Source organism: Arenibaculum pallidiluteum (assembly GCF_017355985.1).
Classification (GTDB): Bacteria; Pseudomonadota; Alphaproteobacteria; order Azospirillales; family Azospirillaceae; genus Arenibaculum; species Arenibaculum pallidiluteum.
The window spans coordinates 138,366-161,085 of the sequence record NZ_JAFIQU010000007.1; the positions used below are offsets into that span (position 1 = coordinate 138,366).

29 protein-coding genes and 1 pseudogene are annotated in these 22,720 nt (G+C 71.7%); 22 read left to right on the forward strand and 8 right to left on the reverse strand.

Features of this window, described 5'->3' with window-relative positions; translation table 11 throughout:
- The first annotated feature begins 160 nt into the window (after positions 1-160).
- Together JUB13_RS16300 and JUB13_RS16305 are read left to right on the forward strand one after the other, a co-directional pair.
- Positions 161-508 carry a hypothetical protein gene (locus tag JUB13_RS16300; RefSeq protein ID WP_207480798.1) on the forward strand — a complete coding sequence of 116 codons (348 nt, stop codon included), beginning with the start codon at positions 161-163 and terminating at the stop codon, positions 506-508.
- A gap of 88 nt (positions 509-596) precedes the next feature.
- Positions 597-1,025 (forward strand): Fur family transcriptional regulator, encoded by a 429-nt coding sequence (locus JUB13_RS16305; RefSeq protein ID WP_207480799.1) that lies wholly within the window; start codon positions 597-599, stop codon positions 1,023-1,025.
- 63 nt (positions 1,026-1,088) lie between these two features.
- Here JUB13_RS16305 and JUB13_RS16310 read toward each other — a convergent pair whose 3' ends face one another.
- Complete coding sequence (locus tag JUB13_RS16310; RefSeq protein WP_207480800.1) at positions 1,089-1,331, reverse strand: hypothetical protein; 243 nt, start codon at positions 1,329-1,331, stop codon at positions 1,089-1,091.
- A gap of 92 nt (positions 1,332-1,423) precedes the next feature.
- Between JUB13_RS16310 and JUB13_RS16315 the strand changes: the two genes are divergently transcribed.
- Entirely contained in the window at positions 1,424-1,876 is a 453-nt protein-coding gene (locus JUB13_RS16315) for an acyl-CoA thioesterase (RefSeq protein WP_207480802.1), read from the forward strand.
- Position 1,877: 1 nt separating this feature from the next.
- Positions 1,878-3,179 (forward strand): class I SAM-dependent RNA methyltransferase, encoded by a 1,302-nt coding sequence (locus JUB13_RS16320; protein WP_207480804.1) that lies wholly within the window; start codon positions 1,878-1,880, stop codon positions 3,177-3,179.
- Between the two features lie 75 nt (positions 3,180-3,254).
- On the opposite strand, the gene JUB13_RS16325 is transcribed toward JUB13_RS16320, so the two are convergent.
- The 3 genes from JUB13_RS16325 to JUB13_RS31395 form a co-directional block, all read right to left on the reverse strand.
- Positions 3,255-3,698 (reverse strand): hypothetical protein, encoded by a 444-nt coding sequence (locus tag JUB13_RS16325; protein ID WP_207480806.1) that lies wholly within the window; start codon positions 3,696-3,698, stop codon positions 3,255-3,257.
- 149 nt (positions 3,699-3,847) lie between these two features.
- On the reverse strand, positions 3,848-4,288 hold the full coding sequence (locus JUB13_RS16330) for a hypothetical protein (RefSeq protein WP_207480808.1): 441 nt from the start codon (positions 4,286-4,288) through the stop codon (positions 3,848-3,850).
- Positions 4,289-4,533: 245 nt separating this feature from the next.
- Positions 4,534-4,794 (reverse strand): hypothetical protein, encoded by a 261-nt coding sequence (locus JUB13_RS31395; RefSeq protein WP_236024989.1) that lies wholly within the window; start codon positions 4,792-4,794, stop codon positions 4,534-4,536.
- Here JUB13_RS31395 and JUB13_RS31400 point away from each other — a divergent pair.
- Positions 4,793-5,032, forward strand: coding sequence for a GNAT family N-acetyltransferase (locus tag JUB13_RS31400; protein ID WP_236024990.1), 240 nt, complete (start codon positions 4,793-4,795; stop codon positions 5,030-5,032). The two genes, JUB13_RS31395 and JUB13_RS31400, sit on opposite strands and share 2 nt — an antisense overlap.
- A gap of 48 nt (positions 5,033-5,080) precedes the next feature.
- Here the strand turns inward: JUB13_RS31400 and JUB13_RS16340 are convergent, their stop codons facing one another.
- The 3 genes from JUB13_RS16340 to JUB13_RS16350 all read right to left on the reverse strand — a co-directional run bounded on the left by JUB13_RS16340 (position 5,081) and on the right by JUB13_RS16350 (position 6,890).
- Entirely contained in the window at positions 5,081-5,290 is a 210-nt protein-coding gene (locus JUB13_RS16340) for a hypothetical protein (RefSeq protein WP_207480810.1), read from the reverse strand.
- A gap of 7 nt (positions 5,291-5,297) precedes the next feature.
- Positions 5,298-5,597: a hypothetical protein gene (locus JUB13_RS16345; protein ID WP_207480812.1), complete on the reverse strand. Its 300-nt coding sequence runs from the start codon at positions 5,595-5,597 to the stop codon at positions 5,298-5,300.
- 72 nt (positions 5,598-5,669) lie between these two features.
- Positions 5,670-6,890, reverse strand: a complete 1,221-nt coding sequence (locus JUB13_RS16350; protein WP_207480814.1) for a class I SAM-dependent rRNA methyltransferase — start codon at positions 6,888-6,890, stop codon at positions 5,670-5,672.
- Positions 6,891-7,132: 242 nt separating this feature from the next.
- On the opposite strand from JUB13_RS16350, the gene JUB13_RS16355 reads away from it, so the two are divergent.
- From JUB13_RS16355 to JUB13_RS16365, 3 genes are all read left to right on the forward strand, one after another.
- Positions 7,133-7,651 (forward strand): carboxymuconolactone decarboxylase family protein, encoded by a 519-nt coding sequence (locus JUB13_RS16355; RefSeq protein ID WP_207480816.1) that lies wholly within the window; start codon positions 7,133-7,135, stop codon positions 7,649-7,651.
- A 116-nt stretch (positions 7,652-7,767) separates the two neighbouring features.
- Complete coding sequence (locus JUB13_RS16360; protein ID WP_236024991.1) at positions 7,768-8,013, forward strand: Atu4866 domain-containing protein; 246 nt, start codon at positions 7,768-7,770, stop codon at positions 8,011-8,013.
- Positions 8,014-8,065: 52 nt separating this feature from the next.
- Entirely contained in the window at positions 8,066-8,650 is a 585-nt protein-coding gene (locus JUB13_RS16365; protein ID WP_207480818.1) for a Cif family virulence factor, read from the forward strand.
- An 82-nt stretch (positions 8,651-8,732) separates the two neighbouring features.
- On the opposite strand, the gene JUB13_RS16370 is transcribed toward JUB13_RS16365, so the two are convergent.
- On the reverse strand, positions 8,733-9,239 hold the full coding sequence (locus JUB13_RS16370; RefSeq protein ID WP_207480821.1) for a hypothetical protein: 507 nt from the start codon (positions 9,237-9,239) through the stop codon (positions 8,733-8,735).
- Between the two features lie 191 nt (positions 9,240-9,430).
- On the opposite strand from JUB13_RS16370, the gene ccoN reads away from it, so the two are divergent.
- From ccoN to JUB13_RS16430, 14 genes and pseudogenes are all read left to right on the forward strand, one after another.
- On the forward strand, positions 9,431-10,939 hold the full coding sequence (gene ccoN / locus JUB13_RS16375; RefSeq protein WP_207480823.1) for a cytochrome-c oxidase, cbb3-type subunit I: 1,509 nt from the start codon (positions 9,431-9,433) through the stop codon (positions 10,937-10,939).
- A 16-nt stretch (positions 10,940-10,955) separates the two neighbouring features.
- The gene (gene ccoO / locus JUB13_RS16380; RefSeq protein WP_207480825.1) at positions 10,956-11,699 is read left to right on the forward strand and encodes a cytochrome-c oxidase, cbb3-type subunit II; all 744 of its coding nucleotides are present in this window, start codon (positions 10,956-10,958) and stop codon (positions 11,697-11,699) included.
- A 10-nt stretch (positions 11,700-11,709) separates the two neighbouring features.
- Entirely contained in the window at positions 11,710-11,862 is a 153-nt protein-coding gene (locus JUB13_RS16385; RefSeq protein WP_207480827.1) for a cbb3-type cytochrome oxidase subunit 3, read from the forward strand.
- Positions 11,863-11,869: 7 nt separating this feature from the next.
- Positions 11,870-12,742 carry a cytochrome-c oxidase, cbb3-type subunit III gene (gene ccoP, locus JUB13_RS16390; protein ID WP_207480829.1) on the forward strand — a complete coding sequence of 291 codons (873 nt, stop codon included), beginning with the start codon at positions 11,870-11,872 and terminating at the stop codon, positions 12,740-12,742.
- 198 nt (positions 12,743-12,940) lie between these two features.
- A pseudogene (gene ccoG, locus JUB13_RS32065) lies at positions 12,941-13,851 on the forward strand (cytochrome c oxidase accessory protein CcoG); the annotation flags it as partial.
- Between the two features lie 111 nt (positions 13,852-13,962).
- On the forward strand, positions 13,963-14,400 hold the full coding sequence (locus JUB13_RS32070; protein ID WP_328702951.1) for a FixG Ig-like domain-containing protein: 438 nt from the start codon (positions 13,963-13,965) through the stop codon (positions 14,398-14,400).
- Between the two features lie 8 nt (positions 14,401-14,408).
- Positions 14,409-14,927 (forward strand): FixH family protein, encoded by a 519-nt coding sequence (locus JUB13_RS16400; protein ID WP_207480831.1) that lies wholly within the window; start codon positions 14,409-14,411, stop codon positions 14,925-14,927.
- A 3-nt stretch (positions 14,928-14,930) separates the two neighbouring features.
- Entirely contained in the window at positions 14,931-17,423 is a 2,493-nt protein-coding gene (locus JUB13_RS16405) for a heavy metal translocating P-type ATPase (protein ID WP_207480833.1), read from the forward strand.
- Entirely contained in the window at positions 17,329-17,523 is a 195-nt protein-coding gene (gene ccoS, locus JUB13_RS31405) for a cbb3-type cytochrome oxidase assembly protein CcoS (protein WP_236024992.1), read from the forward strand. Before JUB13_RS16405 ends, ccoS begins: the two co-directional genes overlap by 95 nt.
- A gap of 9 nt (positions 17,524-17,532) precedes the next feature.
- Positions 17,533-18,282 carry a Crp/Fnr family transcriptional regulator gene (locus JUB13_RS16410; protein WP_236024993.1) on the forward strand — a complete coding sequence of 250 codons (750 nt, stop codon included), beginning with the start codon at positions 17,533-17,535 and terminating at the stop codon, positions 18,280-18,282.
- 33 nt (positions 18,283-18,315) lie between these two features.
- Positions 18,316-19,374, forward strand: coding sequence for a P1 family peptidase (locus JUB13_RS16415; RefSeq protein ID WP_207480835.1), 1,059 nt, complete (start codon positions 18,316-18,318; stop codon positions 19,372-19,374).
- Positions 19,375-19,428: 54 nt separating this feature from the next.
- Positions 19,429-20,922 carry an ABC transporter substrate-binding protein gene (locus JUB13_RS16420; RefSeq protein WP_207480837.1) on the forward strand — a complete coding sequence of 498 codons (1,494 nt, stop codon included), beginning with the start codon at positions 19,429-19,431 and terminating at the stop codon, positions 20,920-20,922.
- A gap of 28 nt (positions 20,923-20,950) precedes the next feature.
- Positions 20,951-21,904 carry an ABC transporter permease gene (locus tag JUB13_RS16425; RefSeq protein ID WP_207480839.1) on the forward strand — a complete coding sequence of 318 codons (954 nt, stop codon included), beginning with the start codon at positions 20,951-20,953 and terminating at the stop codon, positions 21,902-21,904.
- Positions 21,904-22,716 (forward strand): ABC transporter permease, encoded by an 813-nt coding sequence (locus tag JUB13_RS16430; protein WP_207480841.1) that lies wholly within the window; start codon positions 21,904-21,906, stop codon positions 22,714-22,716. The genes JUB13_RS16425 and JUB13_RS16430 overlap by 1 nt, the downstream gene beginning before the upstream one ends.
- Positions 22,717-22,720: the final 4 nt, after the last annotated feature.

Genomic DNA, 22,720 nt, shown 5'->3' on the forward strand with positions numbered 1-22,720 from the left:
GTCTAACCGGACCCGCGCATCGGCGCAAGCCTCCGGCCGCGCGGGGTCCGGCCTTTCGGCCCGGCTTTCCGACCCGGCCTTCCGATAAGGGCTTCCGCCGTCGCGCGGCTGTTCACGGCCGCCCGGGGGAACTAGGATGGGCCCCCAGACGGAGGATCCCATGCCCGTGCAGCCCGACGAGACCCGCGTGACCGCGTCCCTGCCGAACCTGGACTTCGAGATGCGCCTTTCGCGCGATCCCGACGGCCGGTCCGAGACGGTGACGCTCAGCCTGCGCGCGACGCCGGATTTCGAGTCGGCTGCCGGCCTCCTGGCCGGCCCGGCATTGCCGCTGGCCCTCATGAGCGGCGCCGCGGGCGCCGGCCCCTGGGCGGCGTCGCCGGCGGCCTGGGCCAATCCCTTCGCCCTCTGGATCGAGGCGACCAGGCTCGTCTGGCGGCCATGGTTCCAGGCCATGCAGATGCTGCAGCCGCCCAGCTCCGGCCGGGCACCGGGCATGCGTCGGTGACGGGCGAGGCGCGCGACGGAATTTGTTGTCGAACCCGTCGGCGAGCCCATCTATTCTGCTTCTACCAGGATCGGACGGGGAGGGTGCTATGCCGTCGCGCCTAGAGGATCTCTGCATCCAGAAGGGCCTCAAGATGACCGAGCAGCGGCGCGTGATCTCGCGCGTGCTCTCGGAATCGACGGACCATCCCGACGTCGAGCAGGTCTACCGCCGCGCGTCCGAGATCGACCCGCGGATCAGCATCGCAACCGTGTACCGGACCATGCGCCTCTTCGAGGAGGCGAGCGTGATCGAACGGCTGGATTTCGGCGACGGCCGGGCCCGCTACGAGGAGACGCGGGACGAGCACCACCACCACCTGATCGACCTGGACAGCGGCGAGGTTCTGGAGTTCGCGAATGCCGAGCTGGAGGCGCTGAAGGAGCGCATCGCCCGCGAGCTCGGCTACGACCTGATCGGTCACCGGCTCGAGCTCTACGGGGTGCGCAAGGACCGCAAGAAGCCCACCGGCGGCTGAGCGCCGGCGCTCAGCCGCCGGAGCAGGGCCGCCGAGGGCAGCCCCTGGGCTGTCGGGACCGGCTCAGTCGTCCTCGCTCTCTTCCGCGTCGGCCTCGATCTGCTGGGCGAGATCGCGCAGCATGCCGATCACGTCGTCATGGCTGGTCTCCTCGACGGCCCGGTTGACCGCGGCCTCGATCATGGCGATCGCCACGTAGGGGCCGAGCGGGCCGCCCTCCGAAACCGCCATGTCCAGGTGCTTCTCGGCGACCTCGAGCGCCTTCTCGAAAAGGGCGGAAGCCGCGCTGTTGCTTTCGTCGGTCATTGATCCCGGTCTCGCCTGTCGTGCATGGGGAGGCTGAGCTATAGCATCCCGAACCGGCGAGACCGCTGCAAATCACGCATGAGGACAAGAATTTGAGTGATCTCAGGGACGCGCGGACCTACCGGTACTGGATCGACGAGCATGTCCGCTTCGCCGATCTGGACCCGCTGGGCCACGCCAACAACAACGCGATCGGCGCCTATTTCGAGGCCTCGCGGGTGGCCCTCTTCGGCGCCGCCGGCAAGCCTCTCGGCGGCGGGAGCGGGGGCGGGAGCGCCGCGGGCACCTCGCCCGGCACTTCCGTCGTCCTGGCCCGGATCGCCATCGATTTCCTGGCCGAGCTGCGCTACGGCGCCGCGCTGCGCGTCGGAACGCGGGTTCTGGCCATGGGGCGGACCTCGGTGACCCTGGGCGCGGCGGTCTTCGCCGACGGGCGCTGCGCTGCGGCCAGCGAGGGCGTCTGCGTGCTGTTCGACCTTGCCACGCGCCGGCCCACGGTGCTGCCGGACGAGCTGCGCGCGCGCCTGACCGAAGTGGCGGGCTGAGATGCGGCGCAATCGTCCCGCTCCCCCGAAGAAGGCCCATTCCGGCCACCGCCAGGTCGAGCTGACCGTCGAGCGGATCGGCGGCCGCGGCGACGGGCTCGCGACCTACGAGGGGCATCCCGTCTTCGTGCCCCAGACCGTTCCCGGCGACCGCGTCCGCGTGAAGCTGCTCGGCGAGCGCGCCGGCGGGATCACCGCCGAGGTGCTGGAGCTGGTGGAGCCCGGACCCCTGCGCGCCGAGCCGGGCTGCGCCCTGTTCGGCCGCTGCGGCGGCTGCGCGCTGCAGCATGTCGACGACGCCGGCTATGCCGCCTGGAAGCGCGACCAGGTCGAGACGGCGCTGCGCCGCGCCGGGGTCGAAGCCCCGGTCGAGGCGGCGATCCGCACGCCCGAGGGCGTGCGGCGGCGCGCGACCTTCGCGGCCAAGCGCGCGGGCGGCAAGGTCGTCCTGGGCTTTAACGAGCGCATGAGCCACTGGATCGTTCCGGTGGAGCGCTGCTTGGTGATCGACCCCGCGATCGAAGCCGTCCTGCCCGCCCTGCGCACGACGCTCGACGCCGTTCTCCCCGACGGTCCGCCGGCCGACGTCTCGGTCGCGGTCCTGGACGGCGGGCTCGACGTGCTCGTCACCGGCGGCCCCGCGCCCGACCTCGCGGCACGCGAGGCATGGGCGGCGCTGGCGGAGGGCGCCGACCTGGCCCGGCTCTCCTGGCGTGCCGAGGAGCGCGCGCCGGTCGAGCCGCTGGCCCACCGGCGCCCCGTCTTCGCGCGTTTCGGCGACGTGGCCGTCCCGGTGGCGCCCGGCGCCTTTCTGCAGGCCAGTCCGGAGGGCGAGGCGGCGCTGGTCGCGGCGGCAGGCGCGGCCCTGGCGGGGGCGGCGCGGATCATCGATCTCTTCTCGGGGGCCGGCACCTTCACCTTCCCGCTGGCCCGCAAGGCGCGCGTGCATGCGGTGGAGGGCGACGGCGCAGCGCTCGACGCGCTGGCCGCGGGCGCCCGCGGCATTCCCGGCATCACCGTCGAGCGTCGCGATCTCGTGCGCGAGCCGGTGCCGGCCCAGGCGCTGAACCGGTTCGACGGCGTTCTCTTCGACCCGCCCCGCGCGGGCGCCGCCCGCCAGGCCGAGGAGATCGCGCGCTCGAACGTGCCGGTGGTGGTCGGGGTGTCGTGCAACCCCGCGACCTTCGGGCGCGATGCCCGCGTGCTGGTCGACGGCGGCTACAGGCTGGAACGGGTCACGCCGGTCGACCAGTTCCTGTGGTCGCCCCATGTGGAGCTCGTCGGCGTCTTCCGGCGGGGGTGAGGGCAGGGCACGGCCGGATCGGTCGAAGTCGGGCCGGTCGAAGCCGGACCGATTGCGCCTGGACGCGGCCGCGGCTCACGCCTTGCGCTCGCGGTCGTGCTCGCGGACGGCGGCGACGATGTCGCGCGCCAGGGGCTCGTGGCTGCGCCAGGTCACGTCCACATAGCCGTCCAGCCGCGCGATGGCCCGGCGCTCGGCCTCAGAGAGGCCGTGGTTCCAGTGGGCCGTCGCCAGCATCCGCGCGATCCGCTCCACCACGTCCATGCGCGGCCGCAGGGCGGGCGCGGGGGAAGGCGCGCCGCGCCTTTCGGCCAGCAGCTTCTGGCCGTCGTCGGAGACCGCGTAGCGGCGCTGCCCCTCCGGCCCGATGTAGATCACGGCGCCGATGCGGGCCAGGTCGACCAGGAGCCGCGAGACCGTGGCGATGGTCCGGCCGCTGGCCTCGGCGATGTCGCGGGGGACCACGTGGCCGGCATTGATGGCGTCCAGGACGGCGAGGTGGCGCGGCTTGAAGTCCATGGGGGCTTTCCCTCCTGCCGGCGGCCACGGAGGCGGCCGCCGGCTCTTTGCAGGGATTGTAGTCCCCTGGGAGGTGAAGTTCCCGCGTCCGGCCGGGGCCCCCCGGACAAGCCGCTGCGCGCCGCAGCCCGGCGCCGTCGATGCGATGCCTACTGGCCCAGACCCGCGGGATTGCCGGCGGCCCAGTCCAGCCCGAAGCTGCAGGCGGCCTCACCCTCTTCGCAGACGGCGTTGTAGCCGTTTGACCGAAACAGCGTGCGGCAAACGTCGCGGTTCAGGACCACGCTGTACTCGCACACCATGTCGCGCTCGATCCGCCAGTTGGATTTCAGGACCTTGTCACGGATCTTCACATAGCGCGTACCGTCGGCGCGGTAGAGCAGAGGCACCCGCACGCCGTTTGCGGGATTGATGTGGAACAGCGTGTTCTCGGTCAGGAGCGTCCTGAGCTCGTCCCCGGTCAGCGGCTTGATGCCCTTGCTGTCGAGCTCCTGGCGCGTCGGCGGCGTGAAGGACTGCGCCTGCGCGGCGACGCCCTGCAGGCAGGCGAGGGCCGTCAGTGCCAGGATGAAGGCGCGGGATAGGACCATGGGACAGGCTCCTGAGTCCGGGAAGTTCTGCGGCATGCGTCCCCGAAGGCCGCATGGCGCGCCCGGGATTGCCTGCCTCGTCCTGCGTGCGTCAGCCCGGAGCCGGTGCGTAAACAGTCGGCGCCGGCAGGGCAGGGCATGCACTCCTTCGATGCGTTTATCACGGAAAAGGCGCGATTTAAATATAAAGCGATTCTGCTTTTGGTGCTGATGATCTGGCCGCGGGTCCCCGGGCGGAATCTGCGTCAACCCGGCTTTAGCCCCCGCAGCCCCATGCAGGTCCACAGGCGAGAGGGCAGGAGCGAGCCATGGCCGCAGACGAGGTGATCCGCGCCGCCCATGCGGAGGAGGAGGCCGCGATCGTCGGTCTCTGGCGCGCCTGCGGGCTGGTCATGCCCTACAGCGACCCCGTCGAGGAGTTCCGCCTCGCCCTCGGGCGGCCGAACTCCGACGTGCTCGTCCTGCTGCGGGACGGGCGGATCCTCGGAAGCGTCATGGTCGGCCATGACGGGCTCAGGGACCAGCTTTCCTACCTCGCGGCCGATCCCGGCGCGGGGCGAGGGAATTGGATGGCGGCCGGTGGCGGCCGGCGAGGCGTGGCTGCGCCGGCAGGGCATGCGCAAGGCGCAGCTCCTGGTGCGCTCGACCAGCAGCGCGATGATCGGCCTCTACGAGCGGCTGGGCTACAGGGCGGTGCCCTCGACCCTGATTCAGCACTGGATCAATCCGCCCGACGAGACCTGAAGTCGCGCCTGCACGGGCGGGGACGTGGCCCCGCCGCGCCCCTCGCCGTCAGGGCGCCCGGCCGGGCTCCACCGAGACGGCGCGGTTGAACTGCATGGCCTGCTCGGTGGTGGCGAAGCGGAAGACGACATCCTCGCCGCCGCCGCCGCCGCCGTCGCGGACGAAATCCACCCCCTCGACCAGCCCAATCTCGGCCAGCACCCGAAGGCCCTGGGCCTCCGGGGCATGGATCGGCCACAGGAACGCGACCTCGGCCATGCCCGCCTCAGACCAGCTTGGCCTCGTGCACGCCGTCCTTGCGGTAGACGTGCACGTGATAGGCCGCCATGGGATTGCGCGCGATGTAGTCCAGCAGGTCCGCCTCGGTCCGCGCGGTGGCGTCGCGGACCAGCACCTGCCAGACCGGCTCCATGGTGGCCCGCCGGGTCTCGTCATGGGGCAGCATCACGAAGCCCGCCCATTCCGGCCTGTAGTCCGCGAGATAACTCTCGGCGTAGTGCCGCATCATGGCCGAGTCGTTGACGTTGACGCTTTCCTGGTTCTCGAAGCAGATCCTGAGGTCCATCGAGTCCTCCGTCGCCCGTTCAAGGATACAGCAGCCGGCGCCGGGAGATCCCTTCCGAGGAAGGGGTGCCCCTCAATCGAGCTGCAGCACCTGGGCCTTCAGATAGGCACTCTCCGGCAGGAGTGGATGGACGGGATGATCGGGGGCCGCGCCGGCGCTGCGCAGGATGCGCCCGGTACGCCCGGTGTCCCGCAGGCCCGCCGCGATCTGCTCGGCGAACAGCGCCGTCTCCATGTTGTGGCTGCACGAGGCGATGAACAGGAAGCCGCCGGGTGCGACCAGCGCGGCCGACAGGCGCGCGAGCTTGCGGTAGCCGCGGGCGCCGACCTGGACGTCCTTGCGCGACTTCACGAAGGCCGGCGGATCGGCGATCACGACGTCGAAACGCTCGCCCGCGGCGCCCAGGCGCTCCAGCTCGGCGAAGACCTCGGCGCGGCGGAACTCGCAGCGCCCGGCGACGCCGTTGGCCTCGGCCGCGCGCCCGGCATTGGCGAGCGCCCCCTCGCTGCGGTCCACCAGGACCACCTCGGCCGCGCCGCGGGCGGCCGCCAGCACGCCGAAGCCGCCGTTGTAGCAGTAGGCATCGAGCACCCGCGCGCCCTGCGCCAGCCCGGCCATGAAGGCGCGGTTCTCGCGCTGGTCGAAGAACCAGCCGGTCTTCTGCCCCCCGGCGGGGTCGCCGAAGAAGACGGCGCCGTTCTCCTCGACCCGCAGGGGCCCGTCGAGGCTGCCCTTCGCGACCCGCGTCTCCTGCGCGAGCCCTTCCAGCGCCCGGGCGGAGCTGTCGTTGCGCATCAGGACGCAGTCGGGCGCCAGCACCTCGTCGAGCGCGGCCAGCAGCTCGGGCTCCAGCCGGTCCATGCCGGCCGAGTTGGCCTGTACCACCACCGTGCCGCCGAAGCGGTCGACGATCAGCGCCGGCAGCCCGTCGGCCTCGGCATGGATCAGGCGGTAGTAGGGCCGCTCGAAGAGCCGCTCCCGGAGAGTCAGGGCGCGGCGCAGCCGGCCGGCCAGGAAACGCCGGTCGATCGCCGTGTCGGGACCGGTGGCCACCAGGCGGCAGGCGATCAGCGTGCGCGGGTTGAAGGTCGCAGCCCCCAGCGCGGCGCCGCCCTCGGTCACCACGCGGACGAGGCTGCCCGGCGGGATCGCCCGGGTCTCCTGATCCATGTGGATCTCGTTGGAGTAGATCCAGGGATGGCCCTGGGCGGCCCGCTTGTGCCGGGACGGCAGCATGCGCACGGTGGGGCGGCCGGTCCGGTCGCTCGGTCGGGTGTCGCTCTGTTCGGTCATGGGCCGGCAGCATAGCGGCTGCTGCCGCGGGCGCAACGGCCGCCGGGCACGCCTCTCCGAACTTGCATCCGCGGGCGGATGTCCTGCCGGCCTGCCGGTCGGGAATATCGTGCAATGAGCGAGGAGGAGCGTTCTACCGCCCCGCGCGGGCCTCGCCTCATGCTCGGGGCCGTCGCCGGGAAGCGGCGGCGTGCGGGCTCCGAGAGTCCGCGGGAACGGTCCGCCACAGGAGGAACGCTGACATGACGGAGATCCGCAATCGGGCCGCTTGGCCGCCCGCCCTGCCGCCCGCCCTGCCCTGGCTTGCCGCGGCCATGGCATCGGCGATCGCCCTCTCGGCGCCGGCCTTTGCGCAGGGCGCGGGCGAGGACAGGATCCGGCGCGGCGAAGGGGTGATCCTGGAGCTGAACCGGGGCCAGCCCCAGCAGACGCTCGAGCAGCTCCGGCAGGAATTCCCCTTCCTGGCAGACGCCATCGCGGGCTACGCGCTTGGCGAGGTCTGGGACCGCCCGCAGCTCGACAACCGGACCCGGCAGATCGCCGCGGTCTCGGCCTTCGCGGCGCTCGGCCTCCCGGACTACATGAAGATCCATGCCGGCTACGCGCTGAACATCGGCGTGAGCGAGGCCGAGCTGAAGGAGATCGTCTACCTGACGACGGTCCATGCGGGCTTCCCGCGCGCCATCGAGGCCGCGCAGACCCTCAGCGAGCTTTTCGCCGAACGCGCCGCCGGGTCCGCCGGGGCGGGGGCGCCGCGATGACCGCCGGAACCATGCGGAGCCGCTGGACGGCGCGGCTGGTCTCGGCCGCGCTCCTGTCCCTCGCGGCGGCCGGGGCATCCACGGGCAGCGCCCAGATTTCGAATGGAGGAACGGATATGACGAGGCAGCACCCCTATGTCGGCATGTGGGTCACCGGCGACGGACAGATCCGGCAGGAACTCCTGCCGAACGGCCGGTACGACGAGGCCCGCGGCGAGAGGAAGAGCGCCTATCAGGGCCGCTACGAGGTCCGCGGGAACGAGATCCTGTACTGGGACGACACCGGCTTCACCGCCGACGGGACCTTCGTGGACCCGAACACGCTGCATCACGGCGGCATGGTGTTCTACCGCGAGCGCTGAAGCCCCGCGGGGGCCCTGGCCCCCACGCAACGGGACAGCAAGGAGACCCCTCATGAAGGTTGCATTCGACACGTCCGCGCCTCGCGCCGCAGCGCTCGGCGCCCTCGCCGTGCTGGCGGCGGGCGTCGCTTCGCCGGCCGTCGCCGCAGGGCCGGCCTGCCCCGCGGAGGGCGCGGCCTCGGCGGGCGCGCTCCACCGGGAATGGATCCTGGTGGGATGGGAGCGCCAGGAGGGCGACGGGCCCTTCAGCTTCCGCGACAAGCTCGGCAAGTACTACGACTGGTCCTCGCCCGAGGTGATCCTCTACGACGATTTCGACCCCCAGCACCGCATCACGCGCAGCGCAGCCGAGTACGGCGCCATCTGGGAGCCGCCCTTCTCGGCCATGCGCAGCGCCCGCCACGGCGTCGTCTTCGGGCCCGAGGTGATCCAGGAGGGCGGCCTCGCGCACTCGACCCTGCAGTTCGCGGCGCGCCTCGAAGGCGGGGACGGAACCGTGACCGGGATCCGCACCCTCTCGTCGCTGGCCTGGCGCTGCACCGGCGAGGGCTGGAGGATCGTGCGCGAGCACAATTCGTCCGTGGTGGTGCCCGACGGCGAGCTCCAGGCCCTGATGGACCGGGCGTCCCGGGGTTGATCCTTCCGCGGCCTAAGGGGAACGGACGCCGGCGTCCGGACCGGAGATTCGCGCCGTCGGATCTCCGGTCCGAATGGCGGGATCAGGGATCCAGACGCCTCGAGAAACGGAGCCGTTCCCGCTCGTGCCCGGCGGCGTGCAGGCACGGGATCAGCCAGCTTCCGACGCCCGGGACCGCGGCGCAGGCCTCGGGCAGCAGCGTCTCGATGGTGCTGCAGTTGAGCCGGCGCGCCGTCCGCTCCATCGCGCGCAGCAGCTCCTCGGCCGCCGCGGCGGGATCGAAGAGGTCGAGCACGACGAGGTTCTCGGCGTGCAGGGTCCGGCCGTTGAGGAGCGTCGCGGCGCAGCGATAGGTGAAGAGGCCGTGGATGTAGCCGCGGCCGTTCTGGACCGTCATGATCCCCCGACCCGCCTCGTCCCCCGAGCAGGCGTCGTCGTCCAGCGTCGCCGCAGCGAAGCCGCGCCAGCTGTCCAGGCCGAGATCCGGCGCGATCGTCCTGATCACCGGGAAGGCCTGGTCGACCTGCGCTGGCTTCAGGGTCTTCGCGACGTAGGCACGGAACTGGGCGCCGATCATGGTGCCGGCCATCGGGTCCTCCCCTCCCAAGAGCATTGCGGGACCTTGAACCGGTCCGGGCCCCGAGGGCCTTGACGCAGATCAATGCCACTCCGCGCACGACGCGGCATGAGTCCGCTCGTGCTGACGGTCCTGGCCGGCAGCGATTGGACTGCGCGGGATTGATCGGTGGCCTGGACCGCCCGCGCCAACGGGAGAAGGACATGACAGCAGCGACCCTGTCCCACGGCGGCGCAGGCGCCGGACAGAGCGCCGGCCAGGCGCTCGGAACCACTGAAATCGCCTATCACGAGGCGGTGGTGCGGCACTTCACGCTCGCCACGGTCTTCTGGGGCATCGTCGGCTTCGCGGCCGGCCTCTTCATCGCCCTCCAACTCGCCTTCCCGGCGCTGAACCTCGGGATCGAGTATTTCGGCTTCGGGCGCCTGCGCCCGCTGCACACCTCGGCGGTGATCTTCGCCTTCGGCGGAAACGCGCTGTTCGCAACCTCGCTCTACGTGGTGCAGCGGACCTGCCGCGCCCCGCTCTTCGGCGGCGAGGCCATGGGCGCCTTCCTGTTCTGGGGCTACCAGATCTTCATCGTGCTGGCGGCGACCGGCTACGTCTTCGGCATCACCCAGGGCAAGGAATACGCCGAGCCCGAGTGGTACGTGGACCTTTGGCTGACGGTGGTCTGGGTCGGCTACCTCGTGGTCTATGTCGGCACGATCATGCGCCGCCACGAGCCGCACATCTACGTGGCGAACTGGTTCTTCCTCGCCATGATCCTGACCGTGGCGATGCTCCACATCGTCAACAACCTGAACGTCCCGGTCTCGCTCTTCGGCGCGCACAGCTACCCGGTCTTCGCCGGCGTGCAGGGCGCGATGGTCCAGTGGTGGTACGGGCACAACGCGGTGGGCTTCTTCCTGACCGCGGGCTTCCTGGGCATCATGTACTACTTCGTGCCCAAGCAGGCCGGCCGGCCGGTCTATTCGTACCGGCTGTCGATCATCCACTTCTGGGCGCTGATCTTCCTCTACATCTGGGCGGGCCCGCACCACCTGCACTACACGTCGCTGCCGGACTGGGCGCAGACGCTCGGCATGACCTTCTCGGTGATGCTGTGGATGCCGTCCTGGGGCGGGATGATCAACGGGATCATGACCCTGTCGGGGGCCTGGGACAAGCTGCGCACCGACCCGGTCCTGCGCTTCCTCGTCACCTCCGTCGCCTTCTACGGCATGAGCACCTTCGAGGGCCCCGTGATGTCGATCAAGGCGGTGAACGCCCTGTCACACTACACGGACTGGACCATCGGCCACGTCCATTCGGGCGCGCTGGGCTGGGTCGCCTTCGTCACCTTCGGCGCCGTCTACTTCCTGGTCCCGACGCTGTGGAAGCGCGAGCGGCTCTACTCGCTGCGCCTCGTCTCAGTCCACTTCTGGATCTCGACGCTCGGCATCGTCCTCTACATCACCGCGATGTGGATCTCCGGCGTGATGCAGGGCCTGATGTGGCGCGCCTACGACAACCTCGGCTTCCTCCAGTACTCCTTCGTCGAGACGGTCGAAGCCATGCATCCCTTCTACGTGATCCGCGCGATGGGCGGCCTGCTGTTCCTGATCGGCGCGCTGGTGATGGCCTACAACCTGGTTCGCACCATACGGGGCGATCTCCGGGTCGAGCAGCCCTACACCGCCGTCCGCACCGCCGTCGCGGCCGCACGCTGAACCCGGAGTGAGCAAGATGGCTACCGAGAAGACACCCCTGTTCAGTCACGCGCGGATCGAGCGCAACGTCATCCTGCTGGCGGTGCTGACGCTGCTGACGGTCTCGATCGGCGGGCTGGTGCAGATCATCCCGCTCTTCACGATCGAATCCACGATCGAGCGCGTGGAGGGCATGCGGCCCTACACGCCGCTCGAGCAGGCTGGCCGAAACATCTATGTCCGCGAGGGCTGCTACAACTGCCACAGCCAGCAGGTCCGTCCCTTCCGGGACGAGGTCGAGCGCTACGGGCACTACAGCCTCGCCGCCGAGAGCATGTTCGACCGGCCGTTCCAGTGGAGCTCCAAGCGCACCGGCCCGGACCTCGCGCGGGTGGGCGGCAAGTACTCCAACGACTGGCACGTCGCCCATCTGAACGAGCCGCGCGCGCTCGTCCCGGAATCGATCATGCCCTCCTACGCCTTCCTGAACCGGCCCCTGAAGGCCGCGGATATCGGCGAGCACCTGAAGACGCTCAGGGTGGTGGGCGTGCCCTACACCGACGAGCAGATCGCCAATGCCATGAAGGACCTGGAGGCGCAGGCCAATCCGGACTCGGCCGGCGCGGCCGACGTCGCGGCGCGCTACCCGAAGGCGGTTGTCGCCAACTTCGACGGCAACCCCAAGGTCGTGACCGAGATGGACGCTCTGGTCGCCTACCTGCAGATGATGGGCACGCTGGTGGACTTCACCCGCTTCCAGCCCTCCGACCTCCGGCAATAGGGGCACAGCCATGGAAGCCGATATGATCCTGCCCGTCCTGCGCTCGCTCTGGGTGCTCTGGATGATGGCGCTCTTCACCGGGATCCTGTTCTGGGCTCTGCGCCCGGCCAACCGGAGCCGCTTCGAGACCGCCGCCGCGATCCCCCTCAGGGACGAGGAGTGACGAGGTCATGCCGACCAAGATCGAAAAGGACGCCATCACCGGCGTCGAAACCACCGGCCACGAGTGGGACGGGATCCGGGAGCTGAACAATCCGCTCCCGAAATGGTGGCTCTACGTGTTCTACGCGACCATCGTCTGGTCGCTGGGCTACTGGGTGCTCTACCCGTCGATCCCGACGGGGAAGGGCCATACGGACGGCCTGCTGGCCTACAACTCCCGCGAGGACGTCGCCCGCGACATCAGCCGGGCGCGCGAGGCGCAGTCGGCCTACCGGGCGCGGATCGAGAACGCCTCCTATACGGAGATCATGGACGATCCCGACCTGCTGAACTTCGCCATCACCGGCGGCCGCTTCGCCTTCGCGGAGAACTGCGCGGCGTGCCATGCCGCGGGCGGCGCGGGCCAGAAGGGCTACCCGGCGCTGGCGGACGACGACTGGCTGTGGGGCGGCAAGGCCGAGGAGATCGCCTTCACGATCCAGCACGGCATCCGCTCGACCTCGCCGGACACGCGGATGGGCGACATGCCGCGCTTCGGCGTCGACGGCATGCTGACCCGGGCGCAGATCAACGACGTGGTCGAATACGTCATGGGCCTCGGCAACCGCGCGACGGACGCTGCGGCGGCCGGGCGCGGCGAGACGGTCTTCGCCGAGAACTGCGCGTCCTGCCACGGCGAGAAGGGCGAGGGGAACCGCGAGCTCGGCGCCCCGCGCCTGGCCGACAACATCTGGCTCTACGGCGCCAGCAAGGCGACGCTGGTGGAGACCGTGAACGGTGGCCGCGCCGGCGTGATGCCGACCTGGGCCGGCCGTCTGGACCCGGTGGCGATCAAGCAGCTCGCGGTCTACGTCCACACCCTGGGCGGCGGCGAGAAGTGAGCGTCAGGGCCGGCCCGGGTCCGCATCGGACCCGGGCCGGCCCTGAGTCGCCGACAGCGTCGCGCCAGGCAGAAGGTCAGGCGCGGCGGCCTGCCGCAGCGGCAGGCTGACACATCCGGAACTTGATCTGGCTCAAGGTATCCTGCTTCCGGTGGGGCGAGGCTGAGGCCACCCGCCAGCGAGCGAAGCGGCGACGTCATGAGCACCACGATCGGCGACAAGGCGGGACCGCCGGAGCGGCGATCCCTCTTCAAGACCCGCGAGAAGGTCTATCCGAAGGCGGTCTCGGGGCGCTTCCGGCGCCTGAAATGGGCGGCGCTGCTGGTCCTGCTCGGCCTCTACTACGTGGTTCCCTGGATCCGATGGGACCGCGGACCGGGCGCGCCGGACCAGGCCGTCCTGATCGACATGGCGGGCCGGCGGGCCTATTTCTTCTCCATCGAGATCTGGCCTCAGGAGGTCTCCTACCTCACGGGGCTGCTGGTCCTGGGCGCCGTCGGCCTGTTCCTGGTGACCGCGCTGTTCGGCCGGCTGTGGTGCGGCTACGCCTGCCCGCAGACGGTGTGGACCGACCTCTACATGTGGGTCGAGCGCCTGATCGAGGGCGACCGGGCCGAGCGCATCCGCCGCGACCGCTCGGGACCGAGCCTCGGGAAGGCCGGGCGCAAGCTCGCCAAGCACGCCGCCTGGCTGCTGATCGCGCTCGCCACCGGCGGCGCCTGGATCATGTACTTCAACGACGCGCCGACCCTGCTGCGCGATGCGGCGCGGCTGGAGCTCTCGGCCGGCGTCGCCTTCTTCATCGGCCTCTTCACCCTCAGCACCTACCTGCTGGCCGGCTGGGCGCGCGAGCAGGTCTGCACCTACATGTGCCCGTGGCCGCGCTTCCAGGCCGCCATGCTGGACGAGCACAGCCTGGTCGTGACCTACGAGGCCTGGCGCGGCGAGGGTCGCGGCCCCGTGCGCAAGAACGAGGGCTGGGACGACCGGCGCGCACGCAGCGGTGGCGACTGCATCGACTGCAGGGCCTGCGTTCATGTCTCCCCACCGGCATCGACATCCGGGACGGCCAGCAGCTCGAATGCATCGGCTGCGGCCTGTGCGCAGACGCCTGCGACGACATCATGGGGCGCATCGGCCGGCCCCTCGGCCTCGTCCGCTTCGACACGTACGAGAACCAGGTCGCGCGCTCCTGCGGGGCGGCGCCGCGCTACCGGCTGGTGCGGCCGCGCACGATCGTCTACGCGCTGGTCCTGCTGGTCGTCGCCAGCGTGATGCTGGGCACGCTGGCCCTGCGCCCCCGGATCGAGGTCAACGTGCTGCGCGACCGCGCGCCGCTTTTCGTCGAGCTCTCGGACGGATCCGTGCGCAACGCCTACACGCTGAAGATCCTGAACATGGCGCGCGAGCCGCGGGAGTATTCCGTGCAGGTCGAGGGGCTGCCGGGCGCCCGCCTGTCCCTGGCCGGGCGCGAGGAAGCCCGGGACGTGCTGGTCCTGGCGGCGCGGCCTGACGCGGTCTCGACCAGCCGGGTCACCCTGACCGTGCCGCGCGCCGCCCTGCGCGCCGCCTCGACCCCCGTAGTATTCCGTATTGTGAGCGCGGACACGGGAGAACAAGTTAGCCACGACAGCGTATTCCTCGGCCCCGGCAGATGAGCAGCGGCATGGCCTTCGAGCAGACGATCGGTACGGCGAAGCAGGCGCGCCCGCGAGGCTGGTGGATTCCCTACGTTTTCGTGGGCGGCTTCCTGCTGGTGATCGCGGTGAACGCGGCGATGATCACCATCGCCCTGAAGACCTGGGGCGGGCTCGAGACCGAGAACCACTACCTCAAGGGCGTCGCCTTCAACCGCGCGCTCGAGGGCGTGCACGAGCAGGAGCGCCGCGGCTGGCACGTCGAGTTCCGCTCCGAGGCGCCGGGCGGCGGGATCGCGCGCGTCGTCTTCTCGCTGGCCGATGCCGCCGGCGCGCCCCTGACCGGGGCTGCGGTGCGCGTCGAGATGATGCGCCCGACCTCGCAGGGATACGATTTCACGGCCATGCTGGCCGAGACCGCGCCCGGCCGGTACGCCGCCGACGTGAAGACGCCGCTGCCGGGGCAGTGGGATCTGCGCGTGGTCGCCGAGCATCCCCGCGGCGGCTGGCAGCAGCCGCAGCGCACGCGCCTGATCGTCCGGGACTGAGCCATGGCCGATTGCCTTCATTGCGGGCAGCCCGTCGGCGAGGCTGCGGGCGCCGCCGCCCGGCCTGATGCCGCGGCTGGCGATCCCTCTGGCGGCTCCTTCTGCTGCGCGGGCTGCGCCGCCGCCTACGAGATGCTGCAGGGGCTGGGGCTCGGGACCTATTACGAGCGCCGCTCGCTGGACCCCGAGGCGCGGCCTCCGCGCCCGGACGAGGAGGCCGGCGCGGCCGACTTCTCCGCCCATGCGCGGCCGCGCGCCGACGGCATGACCGAGCTCCACCTGATGGTGGACGGGCTGCAATGCGCGGCCTGCGTCTGGCTGATCGAGACGGTCTTGCGCAGGCAGCCGGGCGTGGTCCATGCGCGGCTGAACATGACGACGCGGCGCCTGCACCTGGCCTGGAACCCCGCGCAGGGCGACGGCAACGCGGCCGTGGCCGCCGTGCTGCGCCTGGGCTACCGGCTGGTGCCGTTCGATCCCGAGAAGCTCGGCCAGGCCGAGGCGCAGGAGGAGCGCAGGCTGTTGCGCGCCATGGCGGTCGCGGGCTTCGGGTCGGCCAACGTGATGCTGCTGTCGGTCGCCGTCTGGGCCGGCCATGCCCAGGGCATGGGCCCCGCAACGCGCGACCTCATGCACTGGGTCTCGGCGCTGATCACCATGCCGGCAATCCTCTTCGCCGCGCTGCCCTTCGCCAAGTCCGCCTGGGCGGCGCTGCGCCGGGGCCGCTCCAACATGGACGTGCCGATCACCATCGGCGTCACGCTGGCGACGGCCATGAGCCTGGCCGAGACCATCCGCAGCGGCGAGCACGCCTATTTCGACGGCGCCGTGATGCTGCTGTTCTTCCTGCTGATCGGGCGCTACCTGGACCTGCGGGCCCGCGGGCGGGCGCGCTCGGCGGCCGAGCACCTCCTGTCGCTGAACGCCGCCGCGGTGACGGTGGTCGAGGCCGACGGCACGCTGCGCGTCCTGCCGCCCGACCGAGTCGCCCCCGGAATGACCGTGCTGGTCGCGGCCGGGCAGCGCGTGCCCGTCGACGGACGCATCGCCGACGGCGTCTCGGACCTGGACGCGGGACTGATCACCGGCGAGACCGTGCCCGCCGCGGTCCGCCCGGGCGATGCCGTCTTCGCCGGCATGACCAACCTGACCGCCGCCCTGCGCCTGACCGTGACGGCGGTCGGCGAGGGCACGCTTCTGGCCGAGATCGTCCGCATGATGGAGGTCTCGGAGCAGGGGCGGGCGCGCTATGTGGCGCTGGCCGACCGCGTCTCGCGCGCCTATGCGCCGGTGGTGCACCTGGCGGCGCTCGGCACCTTCCTGGCCTGGGTGCTCGGCGCCGGGCTCGCATGGCAGCCGGCGCTGCTGATCGCGGTCACCGTGCTGATCATCACCTGCCCCTGCGCCCTGGCGCTGGCCGTGCCGGTGGTCCAGGTCGTGGCCTCGGGCCGGCTGATGCGCCGCGGCGTCCTGCTGAAGACCGCGACCGCCCTGGAGCGCCTGGCCCGCATCGATACCGTCGTCTTCGACAAGACCGGGACCCTGACCGAGGGCCGGCCCGAGCTGGCCGGCGCCCCGCCCGGTGCCGGGGCGCTGCGCGAGGCCGCCAGCCTCGCCGGCGCCAGCCGCCACCCGCTGGCCCGCGCCCTGGCGCGCGCCGCGGGGCCGGTGCCGGTCGCCGCCGGCGTGCGCGAGACCCCCGGCGCCGGCCTGTCGCTGGACACGCCCGCGGGCGAGATCCGCCTGGGCAGCGCCGCCTTCACCGGCGTGCCCGCGGAGCTCGCATCCGACGCCGCGGGCCCCGAGCTCTGGCTCGCCCGGCCGGGCGCCGCCCCGGTCCGCTTCGGCTTCACCGACGTGCTGCGCCCGGATGCCGGGGCGGTCGTCGCGGCCCTGAAGGCGCGCGGCCTGCGCATCCACCTGCTGTCGGGCGACCGTCCGGCCGCGGTGGCCGCGGCCGCGGGGGCGCTGGGCATCGAGGATTGGCGCGCGGCCTGCAAGCCCGCCGACAAGGCGGCCTTCCTCGAGGCGCTGCGCGCCGAGGGGCGGCAGGTCCTGATGGTCGGCGACGGGCTGAACGACGCCCCCGCCCTGGCCGCTGCCGACGTCTCCATGTCGCCGGCGACGGCGGTGGACGTCAGCCAGACGGCGGCCGACGTGGTCTTCCAGGGCCGGCTGCTCGGCCCCGTCGCCGAGACGCTGGAGACCGCCCGCCGGGCCGACCGGCTGGTGCGGCAGAACTTCGGCCTCGCGCTGGCCTACAACGTCTTCACGGTGCCCCTGGCCATGGCCGGCCTGGTGACGCCGCTGATCGCCGCGCTCGCCATGTCCGGCTCCTCGCTGGTGGTGATCGGCAACGCCCTGCGCCTCGCACGGCGCGGGAATCCCAAGGACGACGCCCATGGACGTGCTGCTCTATCTGATCCCGGTCGCCCTGTCGCTCGGCCTCATGGGCCTGGGCGCCTTCCTCTGGGCGCTGAGGTCCGGCCAGTTTGAGGATCTCGACGGGGCGGCCCACCGCATCCTGTTCGAGGAGGACGAGGTCGCGCCGCGCGGAACGCCGGCGCGCCCCGGCGGCCCCGCGCGTCGGCCCTGAGCCATGAGCATGCTGTCCCAGGTCATGGACGCCGATGGCGTCGCCCATGCCGAGCCGCACGGCGGCGCCGGCCGCGATCCCTGCCGCCATTGCGGCGCGCGGGCCCTGTCGGTCTGCGCGGCGCTCGGCCCCGACGAGATCCGCCGCCTGAACGAGATCGCCCACAGCATCCGGGTCGAGCAGCACGCCACGATCTTCGAGGAGGGCCAGCCGGCCGACGCGCTGTTCAACGTGACCGGCGGCACGGTGAAGCTCTACAAGCTGCTGCCCGACGGGCGGCGCCAGATCACCGGCTTCCTGGTGACCGGCGACTTCATCGGCCTCGCGCTGAACGAGAGCTATGCCTACACGGCCGAGGCGGTGACGCCGACGCTGCTGTGCCGCTTCCCGCGCCGCAAGCTCGAGGCGCTGCTGGACGAGTTCCCGAAAATGCAGCGGCGCCTGTTCTCCATGGCGTCCAACGAGCTGGCCGCGGCCCAGGACCAGATGCTGCTGCTGGGCCGCAAGACCGCGCGCGAGAAGATCTGCTCGTTCCTGCTGTCGCTGTCGCGCCGGGCCGTGCTGCAGGGGCTGGGGCCCAATCCCGTCCACCTGCCCATGGGCCGCGGCGACATCGCGGACTATCTCGGCCTGACCATCGAGACCGTCAGCCGGACCTTCACCCAGCTCAAGACCTCGGGCACCATACGGATCGAGCCGGGCAGCCGGATCCGCATCGCGGACCCGGACGGCCTTTCCGCCATCGCCGAAGGAAGCTGAGGCCTTCGGCCTTTCCCTTCCTTCGGACCAGGCATGACAGCACCCGGCGCGCGCAACCTGCTGACCGATGTCGACGGGCTCCTGGTCGGCAATGCCGGCGACGCGGCCCTGCGCTCGGGCGTCACCGTCGTGCTGCCCGAGCGTCCCTGCGTGGCCGCGGTGGACGTGCGGGGCGGGGCGCCCGGCACGCGCGAGACCGATGCGCTGGACCCGGCCTGCTGGGTCGATCGCGTGGACGCGCTGGTGCTCTCGGGCGGCTCGGCCTTCGGGCTCGACGCGGCCCAGGGCGCCATGGCCTGGCTCGCCGCCCGCGGGCGCGGCTTTCCGGTGGGCAGCGTCCGGGTGCCCATCGTGCCGGCGGCGATCCTCTTCGACCTCCTGAACGGCGGCGACAAGGACTGGGGCGACGCACGGCCCTACGATGCGCTGGCGCGCCGTGCCTGCGAGGCGGCGGGGCCCGCCTTCGACCTCGGCAACCAGGGCGCGGGGCTGGGCGCGAAGGCGGGCGCGCTGAAGGGGGGCCTCGGCAGCGCCTCGGCCGTCTGCCCGGACGGGCTGCAGGTGGGCGCCCTGATCGCGGCGAACCCCGTGGGCTCGGTCGTGGTGCCGGGGACCGGGACCTTCTGGGCCTGGATGCTGGAGCAGGACGGCGAGATGGGCTTCCAGCGCCCGCCCGCGGGGCCGATCCCCATGGCGGCCGGGATCGAGCGGCCGCAGGGCGCCCGCCTCGGCGGCAACACGACGATCGGCGTCGTCGCCACCAACGCCCGGCTGAGCAAGGCCGAGGCGCAGCGCCTCGCCATCATGGCGCAGGACGGGCTGGCCCGGGCGATCCGGCCGGTGCACACGCCGTTCGACGGCGACACGATCTTCGCGCTCGCGACCGGCACCGCGGAGCTGCCCACGGAGCCGACCGGGGACCGTGCGGCGGCCCTCTACCGATTGGGTACGCTGGCGGCCGACTGCGCGGCCCGCGCCGTGGCGCGCGGCGTCTTCGCGGCCGGGACGCTGGGCCCCTGGCCGGCCTATCGCGAGCGGCATGCCGGCGCCTTCGGGGCCGCGCCGGGACGGGCCCCCCTGCCGGAGCCTTGATCCCCGGGCACCCCGCACGCATCATGCCGGCTGTTTCGAAGGAACAGCGGGGGCATGGGGATGCGAAAGATCTCGCTTTTGGTCGCCGGCGCGGCGGTCGCGGCCCTGTCCCTCGCAGGGCCCGCGCAGGCTCAGCGCAGGGACCTCGTGATCGGCATGGCTCTGGAGCCGCCGCACCTGGACCCGACCGCCGGGGCGGCGGCGGCCATCGACGAGATCACCTACCAGAACGTCTTCGAGGGGCTGACCCGCATCGACGGGGAGGGTCAGATCGTTCCCGGCCTCGCCGAGCGCTGGGACGTCTCGGAGGACGGCAGGACCTACACCTTCCACCTGCGCAAGGGCGTGAAGTTCCACGACGGCACCGGCTTCGACAGCGCCGACGTGAAGTTCGCCTTCGACCGCGCCCGCGGGGCCGATTCGGTGAACGCCCAGAAGGGATACTTCACGCCGATCGAGAGCATCGAGACGCCCGACCCGGCGACGGTGGTGATCCGGCTTTCCAAGGTCGACGGGCAGTTCCTGTCCAACATGGGATCGGGCGATGCGGTGATCGTCGCGCCCGAGAGCGCCGGCGGCAACCGGCAGGCGCCCGTGGGCACCGGGCCCTTCCGGTTCTCGCGCTGGACGCCGGGCGACCGGATCGAGCTCGTGCGCAACCCGGAGTTCCGGGACGCGTCGACGCCGAAGCTGGACAAGGTGACCTTCCGCTTCATCGCGGACCCGGCGGCCCAGATGAACGCCCTGCGCGGCGGCGACATCGACGCCTTCCCCCTGTTCGGCGCCTATGAGAGCGTGCCGCTGTTCCAGGCGGATTCCCAGTTCGCGGTGGACGAGGGCTCGACCGAGGGCGAGACGATCCTGTCCTTCAACCACCGGCGCAAGCCGCTGGACGATCTCCGGGTGCGCCGGGCGATCAGCCACGCGCTCGACCGGCGGGAGATCATCGAGGGCGCCCAGTTCGGCTACGGCGTGCCCATCGGCAGCTTCTTCCCGCCCCACCGCGAGGGCTATGTGGACCTGACCGGCGTCTATCCCCACGACGTCGCCAAGGCCAAGGCCCTGCTGGCCGAGGCCGGGCACGCCTCGGGGCTGCGCCTGACGCTGAAGCTGCCGCCGCCGCCCTATGCCCGCCGCGGCGGCGAGATCGTGGCGGCCCAGCTTGCCAAGGTCGGCATCCAGGTCGAGATCATTCCCATGGAATGGGCGCAGTGGCTGGAGCAGGTGTTCCGCGGTAACGACTTCGACCTGACCATCGTCTCGCATGTGGAGCCGCTGGACATCGGCATCTTCGACCGCGACCCCTACTATCTCGGCTACAGGAACCCGCAGTTCGCCGCCGTGATGGCCGAGCTGAACGGGACCGTGGACCCGGCCGGGCGCAAGGCGCTCTACGAGCGCGCCCAGCGTATCCTGACCGAGGATGCCGCGGCCGGCTTCCTGTTCCAGCTTCCCAAGATCGGCATCCGCAAGGCGGGGGTCGCGGGGCTCTGGAAGAACGCGCCGGTGCCCGCCAACGACGTGACGGCGGCGTTCTGGACCCGCTGAGCGGACCCGCCGGCGCGCGGCATCCCCCATGATCGCCTTCCTGGCCCGCCGCCTCGTCGCGACGCTGGCGACGCTGCTGGCGGCCTCGGTCGTCGTCTTCCTCGTGCTCGAGGTGCTGCCGGGCGACCCCGCCCTGCTGATGCTCGGGACCGAGGCGCGGCCGGACACGCTGGCGGCCCTGCGCGGGCAGATGGGCCTCGACCAGCCGGCGCCGCTGCGCTACGCGGCCTGGCTCGGCGACATGGCCTCGGGCCAATTCGGCGTCTCCTACACCTATGGCCGGCCGGTGGGCGAGCTGGTGGCCGAGCGGCTGGCGGTGACGGTGCCGCTCGCACTGATGGCGCTGGTGCTCTCGGTGGCGGTGGCGCTGCCGCTCGGCATCCTCGCCGCGGCCCGGCACGGCGGCGCCGGGGACTGGGGCGTGATGGTGTTCTCACAGCTCGGCATCTCGGTGCCGGGCTTCTGGACAGGCATGCTGCTGGTCCTGCTGTTCTCGGGGCAGCTCGGCTGGCTGCCCTCGGGCGGCTTCCCCGGCTGGGGAAACCCTGGCGCCGCCTTCGCCGCGCTGGTGCTGCCCGCGGTCTCGCTGGCCTTTTACGAGGCCGCGATCTTCGCCAGGGTCACGCGCTCGGCCGTGCTGGACACGCTGCGCGAGGACTACGTGCGCACGGCCCGGGCCAAGGGGCTGGGCTGGCGGGCGGTGCTGTGGCGGCACGTGCTGCGCAACGCGCTGGCGCCGGTGGTCACGATCCTCGGCCTGCAGTTCTCCTTCCTCTGGGCGGCCGGGACCCTGGTCATCGAGAACGTCTTCTACCTGCCGGGCATGGGGCGGCTGCTCTACCAGGCGATCACCCAGCGCGACCTGATCGTGGTGCGCGACGTGGTGATGATGCTGGTGGGCGTGGTGCTGCTGGTGAACCTGGCAGTCGACCTGCTCTACGCCGCGATCGACCCGCGCCCGCGGGCAGGGACGGGTGGCTGATGCGCAATGCGGGCCTGATCCTGGGGCTTTGCCTGACGGGGCTGCTGGCGGCGATGGCGCTGGTCTCGTTCTTCTGGACGCCGTTTCCCGTGGACGAGGTGCGGATCGCCGCCCGCTTCCGCCCGCCGGGTGGGGCGAACTGGCTGGGGACCGATCATTTCGGGCGCGACATCGTCTCGCTGCTGATGGTGGGCGCGCGCAATTCCATCGCGGTGGGGGCGGTGGTGATCGGGCTCGGCATGCTGGTGGGCGTGCCGGTGGGGCTGGCCGCAGCGGCGCGCGGCGGCTGGGCCGACGAATGGCTGAGCCGCGCGACCGACCTGGTCTTCGCCTTCCCGGCGATCCTCTCGGCCTTCCTGATCACGGCGCTGCTGGGGCCGGGGGTCGTGAACGCGATTCTCGCCATCGGGATCTTCAACATGGGCGTCTTCGCCCGCGTGACCCGCGGCGCCGCCCAGGCCGTGTGGCGGCGCGAGTTCGTGCGCGCGGCCCTGGCGCTGGGCCGCGGCCCGGTGGCGGTGACCCTGGTGCATGTGCTGCCCAACGTGCTGGGGGTGCTGACGGTGCAGGCGACGATCTCGTTCGCGGCCGCCATCCTGGCCGAGGCGAGCCTGAGCTATCTCGGCCTCGGCATACAGCCGCCCGCGCCGAGCTGGGGCAAGATGCTGCACGACGCGCAGACCTTCATGCTGCTGCGCCCCAGCCTCGCCATCATCCCCGGCCTTGCCATCGCGCTGGCCGTGCTGGGGCTGAACCTGCTCGGCGACGGCCTGCGCGACCTGCTGGACCCCCGGCTGCGCCGCTCGCGCTGACGCC

Coding starts and splice junctions, on each gene's coding strand:
- JUB13_RS16300 (WP_207480798.1), top strand. CDS start 161: ATGCCCGTGCAGCCCGACGAGACCCGCGTGACCGCGTCCCTGCCGAAC.
- JUB13_RS16305 (WP_207480799.1), top strand. CDS start 597: ATGCCGTCGCGCCTAGAGGATCTCTGCATCCAGAAGGGCCTCAAGATG.
- JUB13_RS16310 (WP_207480800.1), bottom strand. CDS start 1,331: ATGACCGACGAAAGCAACAGCGCGGCTTCCGCCCTTTTCGAGAAGGCG.
- JUB13_RS16320 (WP_207480804.1), top strand. CDS start 1,878: ATGCGGCGCAATCGTCCCGCTCCCCCGAAGAAGGCCCATTCCGGCCAC.
- JUB13_RS16325 (WP_207480806.1), bottom strand. CDS start 3,698: ATGGACTTCAAGCCGCGCCACCTCGCCGTCCTGGACGCCATCAATGCC.
- JUB13_RS16330 (WP_207480808.1), bottom strand. CDS start 4,288: ATGGTCCTATCCCGCGCCTTCATCCTGGCACTGACGGCCCTCGCCTGC.
- JUB13_RS31400 (WP_236024990.1), top strand. CDS start 4,793: ATGACGGGCTCAGGGACCAGCTTTCCTACCTCGCGGCCGATCCCGGCG.
- JUB13_RS31395 (WP_236024989.1), bottom strand. CDS start 4,794: ATGGCCGACCATGACGCTTCCGAGGATCCGCCCGTCCCGCAGCAGGAC.
- JUB13_RS16340 (WP_207480810.1), bottom strand. CDS start 5,290: ATGGCCGAGGTCGCGTTCCTGTGGCCGATCCATGCCCCGGAGGCCCAG.
- JUB13_RS16345 (WP_207480812.1), bottom strand. CDS start 5,597: ATGGACCTCAGGATCTGCTTCGAGAACCAGGAAAGCGTCAACGTCAAC.
- JUB13_RS16350 (WP_207480814.1), bottom strand. CDS start 6,890: ATGACCGAACAGAGCGACACCCGACCGAGCGACCGGACCGGCCGCCCC.
- JUB13_RS16355 (WP_207480816.1), top strand. CDS start 7,133: ATGACGGAGATCCGCAATCGGGCCGCTTGGCCGCCCGCCCTGCCGCCC.
- JUB13_RS16360 (WP_236024991.1), top strand. CDS start 7,768: ATGACGAGGCAGCACCCCTATGTCGGCATGTGGGTCACCGGCGACGGA.
- JUB13_RS16365 (WP_207480818.1), top strand. CDS start 8,066: ATGAAGGTTGCATTCGACACGTCCGCGCCTCGCGCCGCAGCGCTCGGC.
- JUB13_RS16370 (WP_207480821.1), bottom strand. CDS start 9,239: ATGGCCGGCACCATGATCGGCGCCCAGTTCCGTGCCTACGTCGCGAAG.
- ccoN (WP_207480823.1), top strand. CDS start 9,431: ATGACAGCAGCGACCCTGTCCCACGGCGGCGCAGGCGCCGGACAGAGC.
- ccoO (WP_207480825.1), top strand. CDS start 10,956: ATGGCTACCGAGAAGACACCCCTGTTCAGTCACGCGCGGATCGAGCGC.
- JUB13_RS16385 (WP_207480827.1), top strand. CDS start 11,710: ATGGAAGCCGATATGATCCTGCCCGTCCTGCGCTCGCTCTGGGTGCTC.
- ccoP (WP_207480829.1), top strand. CDS start 11,870: ATGCCGACCAAGATCGAAAAGGACGCCATCACCGGCGTCGAAACCACC.
- JUB13_RS16400 (WP_207480831.1), top strand. CDS start 14,409: ATGGCCTTCGAGCAGACGATCGGTACGGCGAAGCAGGCGCGCCCGCGA.
- JUB13_RS16405 (WP_207480833.1), top strand. CDS start 14,931: ATGGCCGATTGCCTTCATTGCGGGCAGCCCGTCGGCGAGGCTGCGGGC.
- ccoS (WP_236024992.1), top strand. CDS start 17,329: ATGGACGTGCTGCTCTATCTGATCCCGGTCGCCCTGTCGCTCGGCCTC.
- JUB13_RS16410 (WP_236024993.1), top strand. CDS start 17,533: ATGCTGTCCCAGGTCATGGACGCCGATGGCGTCGCCCATGCCGAGCCG.
- JUB13_RS16415 (WP_207480835.1), top strand. CDS start 18,316: ATGACAGCACCCGGCGCGCGCAACCTGCTGACCGATGTCGACGGGCTC.
- JUB13_RS16420 (WP_207480837.1), top strand. CDS start 19,429: ATGGGGATGCGAAAGATCTCGCTTTTGGTCGCCGGCGCGGCGGTCGCG.
- JUB13_RS16425 (WP_207480839.1), top strand. CDS start 20,951: ATGATCGCCTTCCTGGCCCGCCGCCTCGTCGCGACGCTGGCGACGCTG.
- JUB13_RS16430 (WP_207480841.1), top strand. CDS start 21,904: ATGCGCAATGCGGGCCTGATCCTGGGGCTTTGCCTGACGGGGCTGCTG.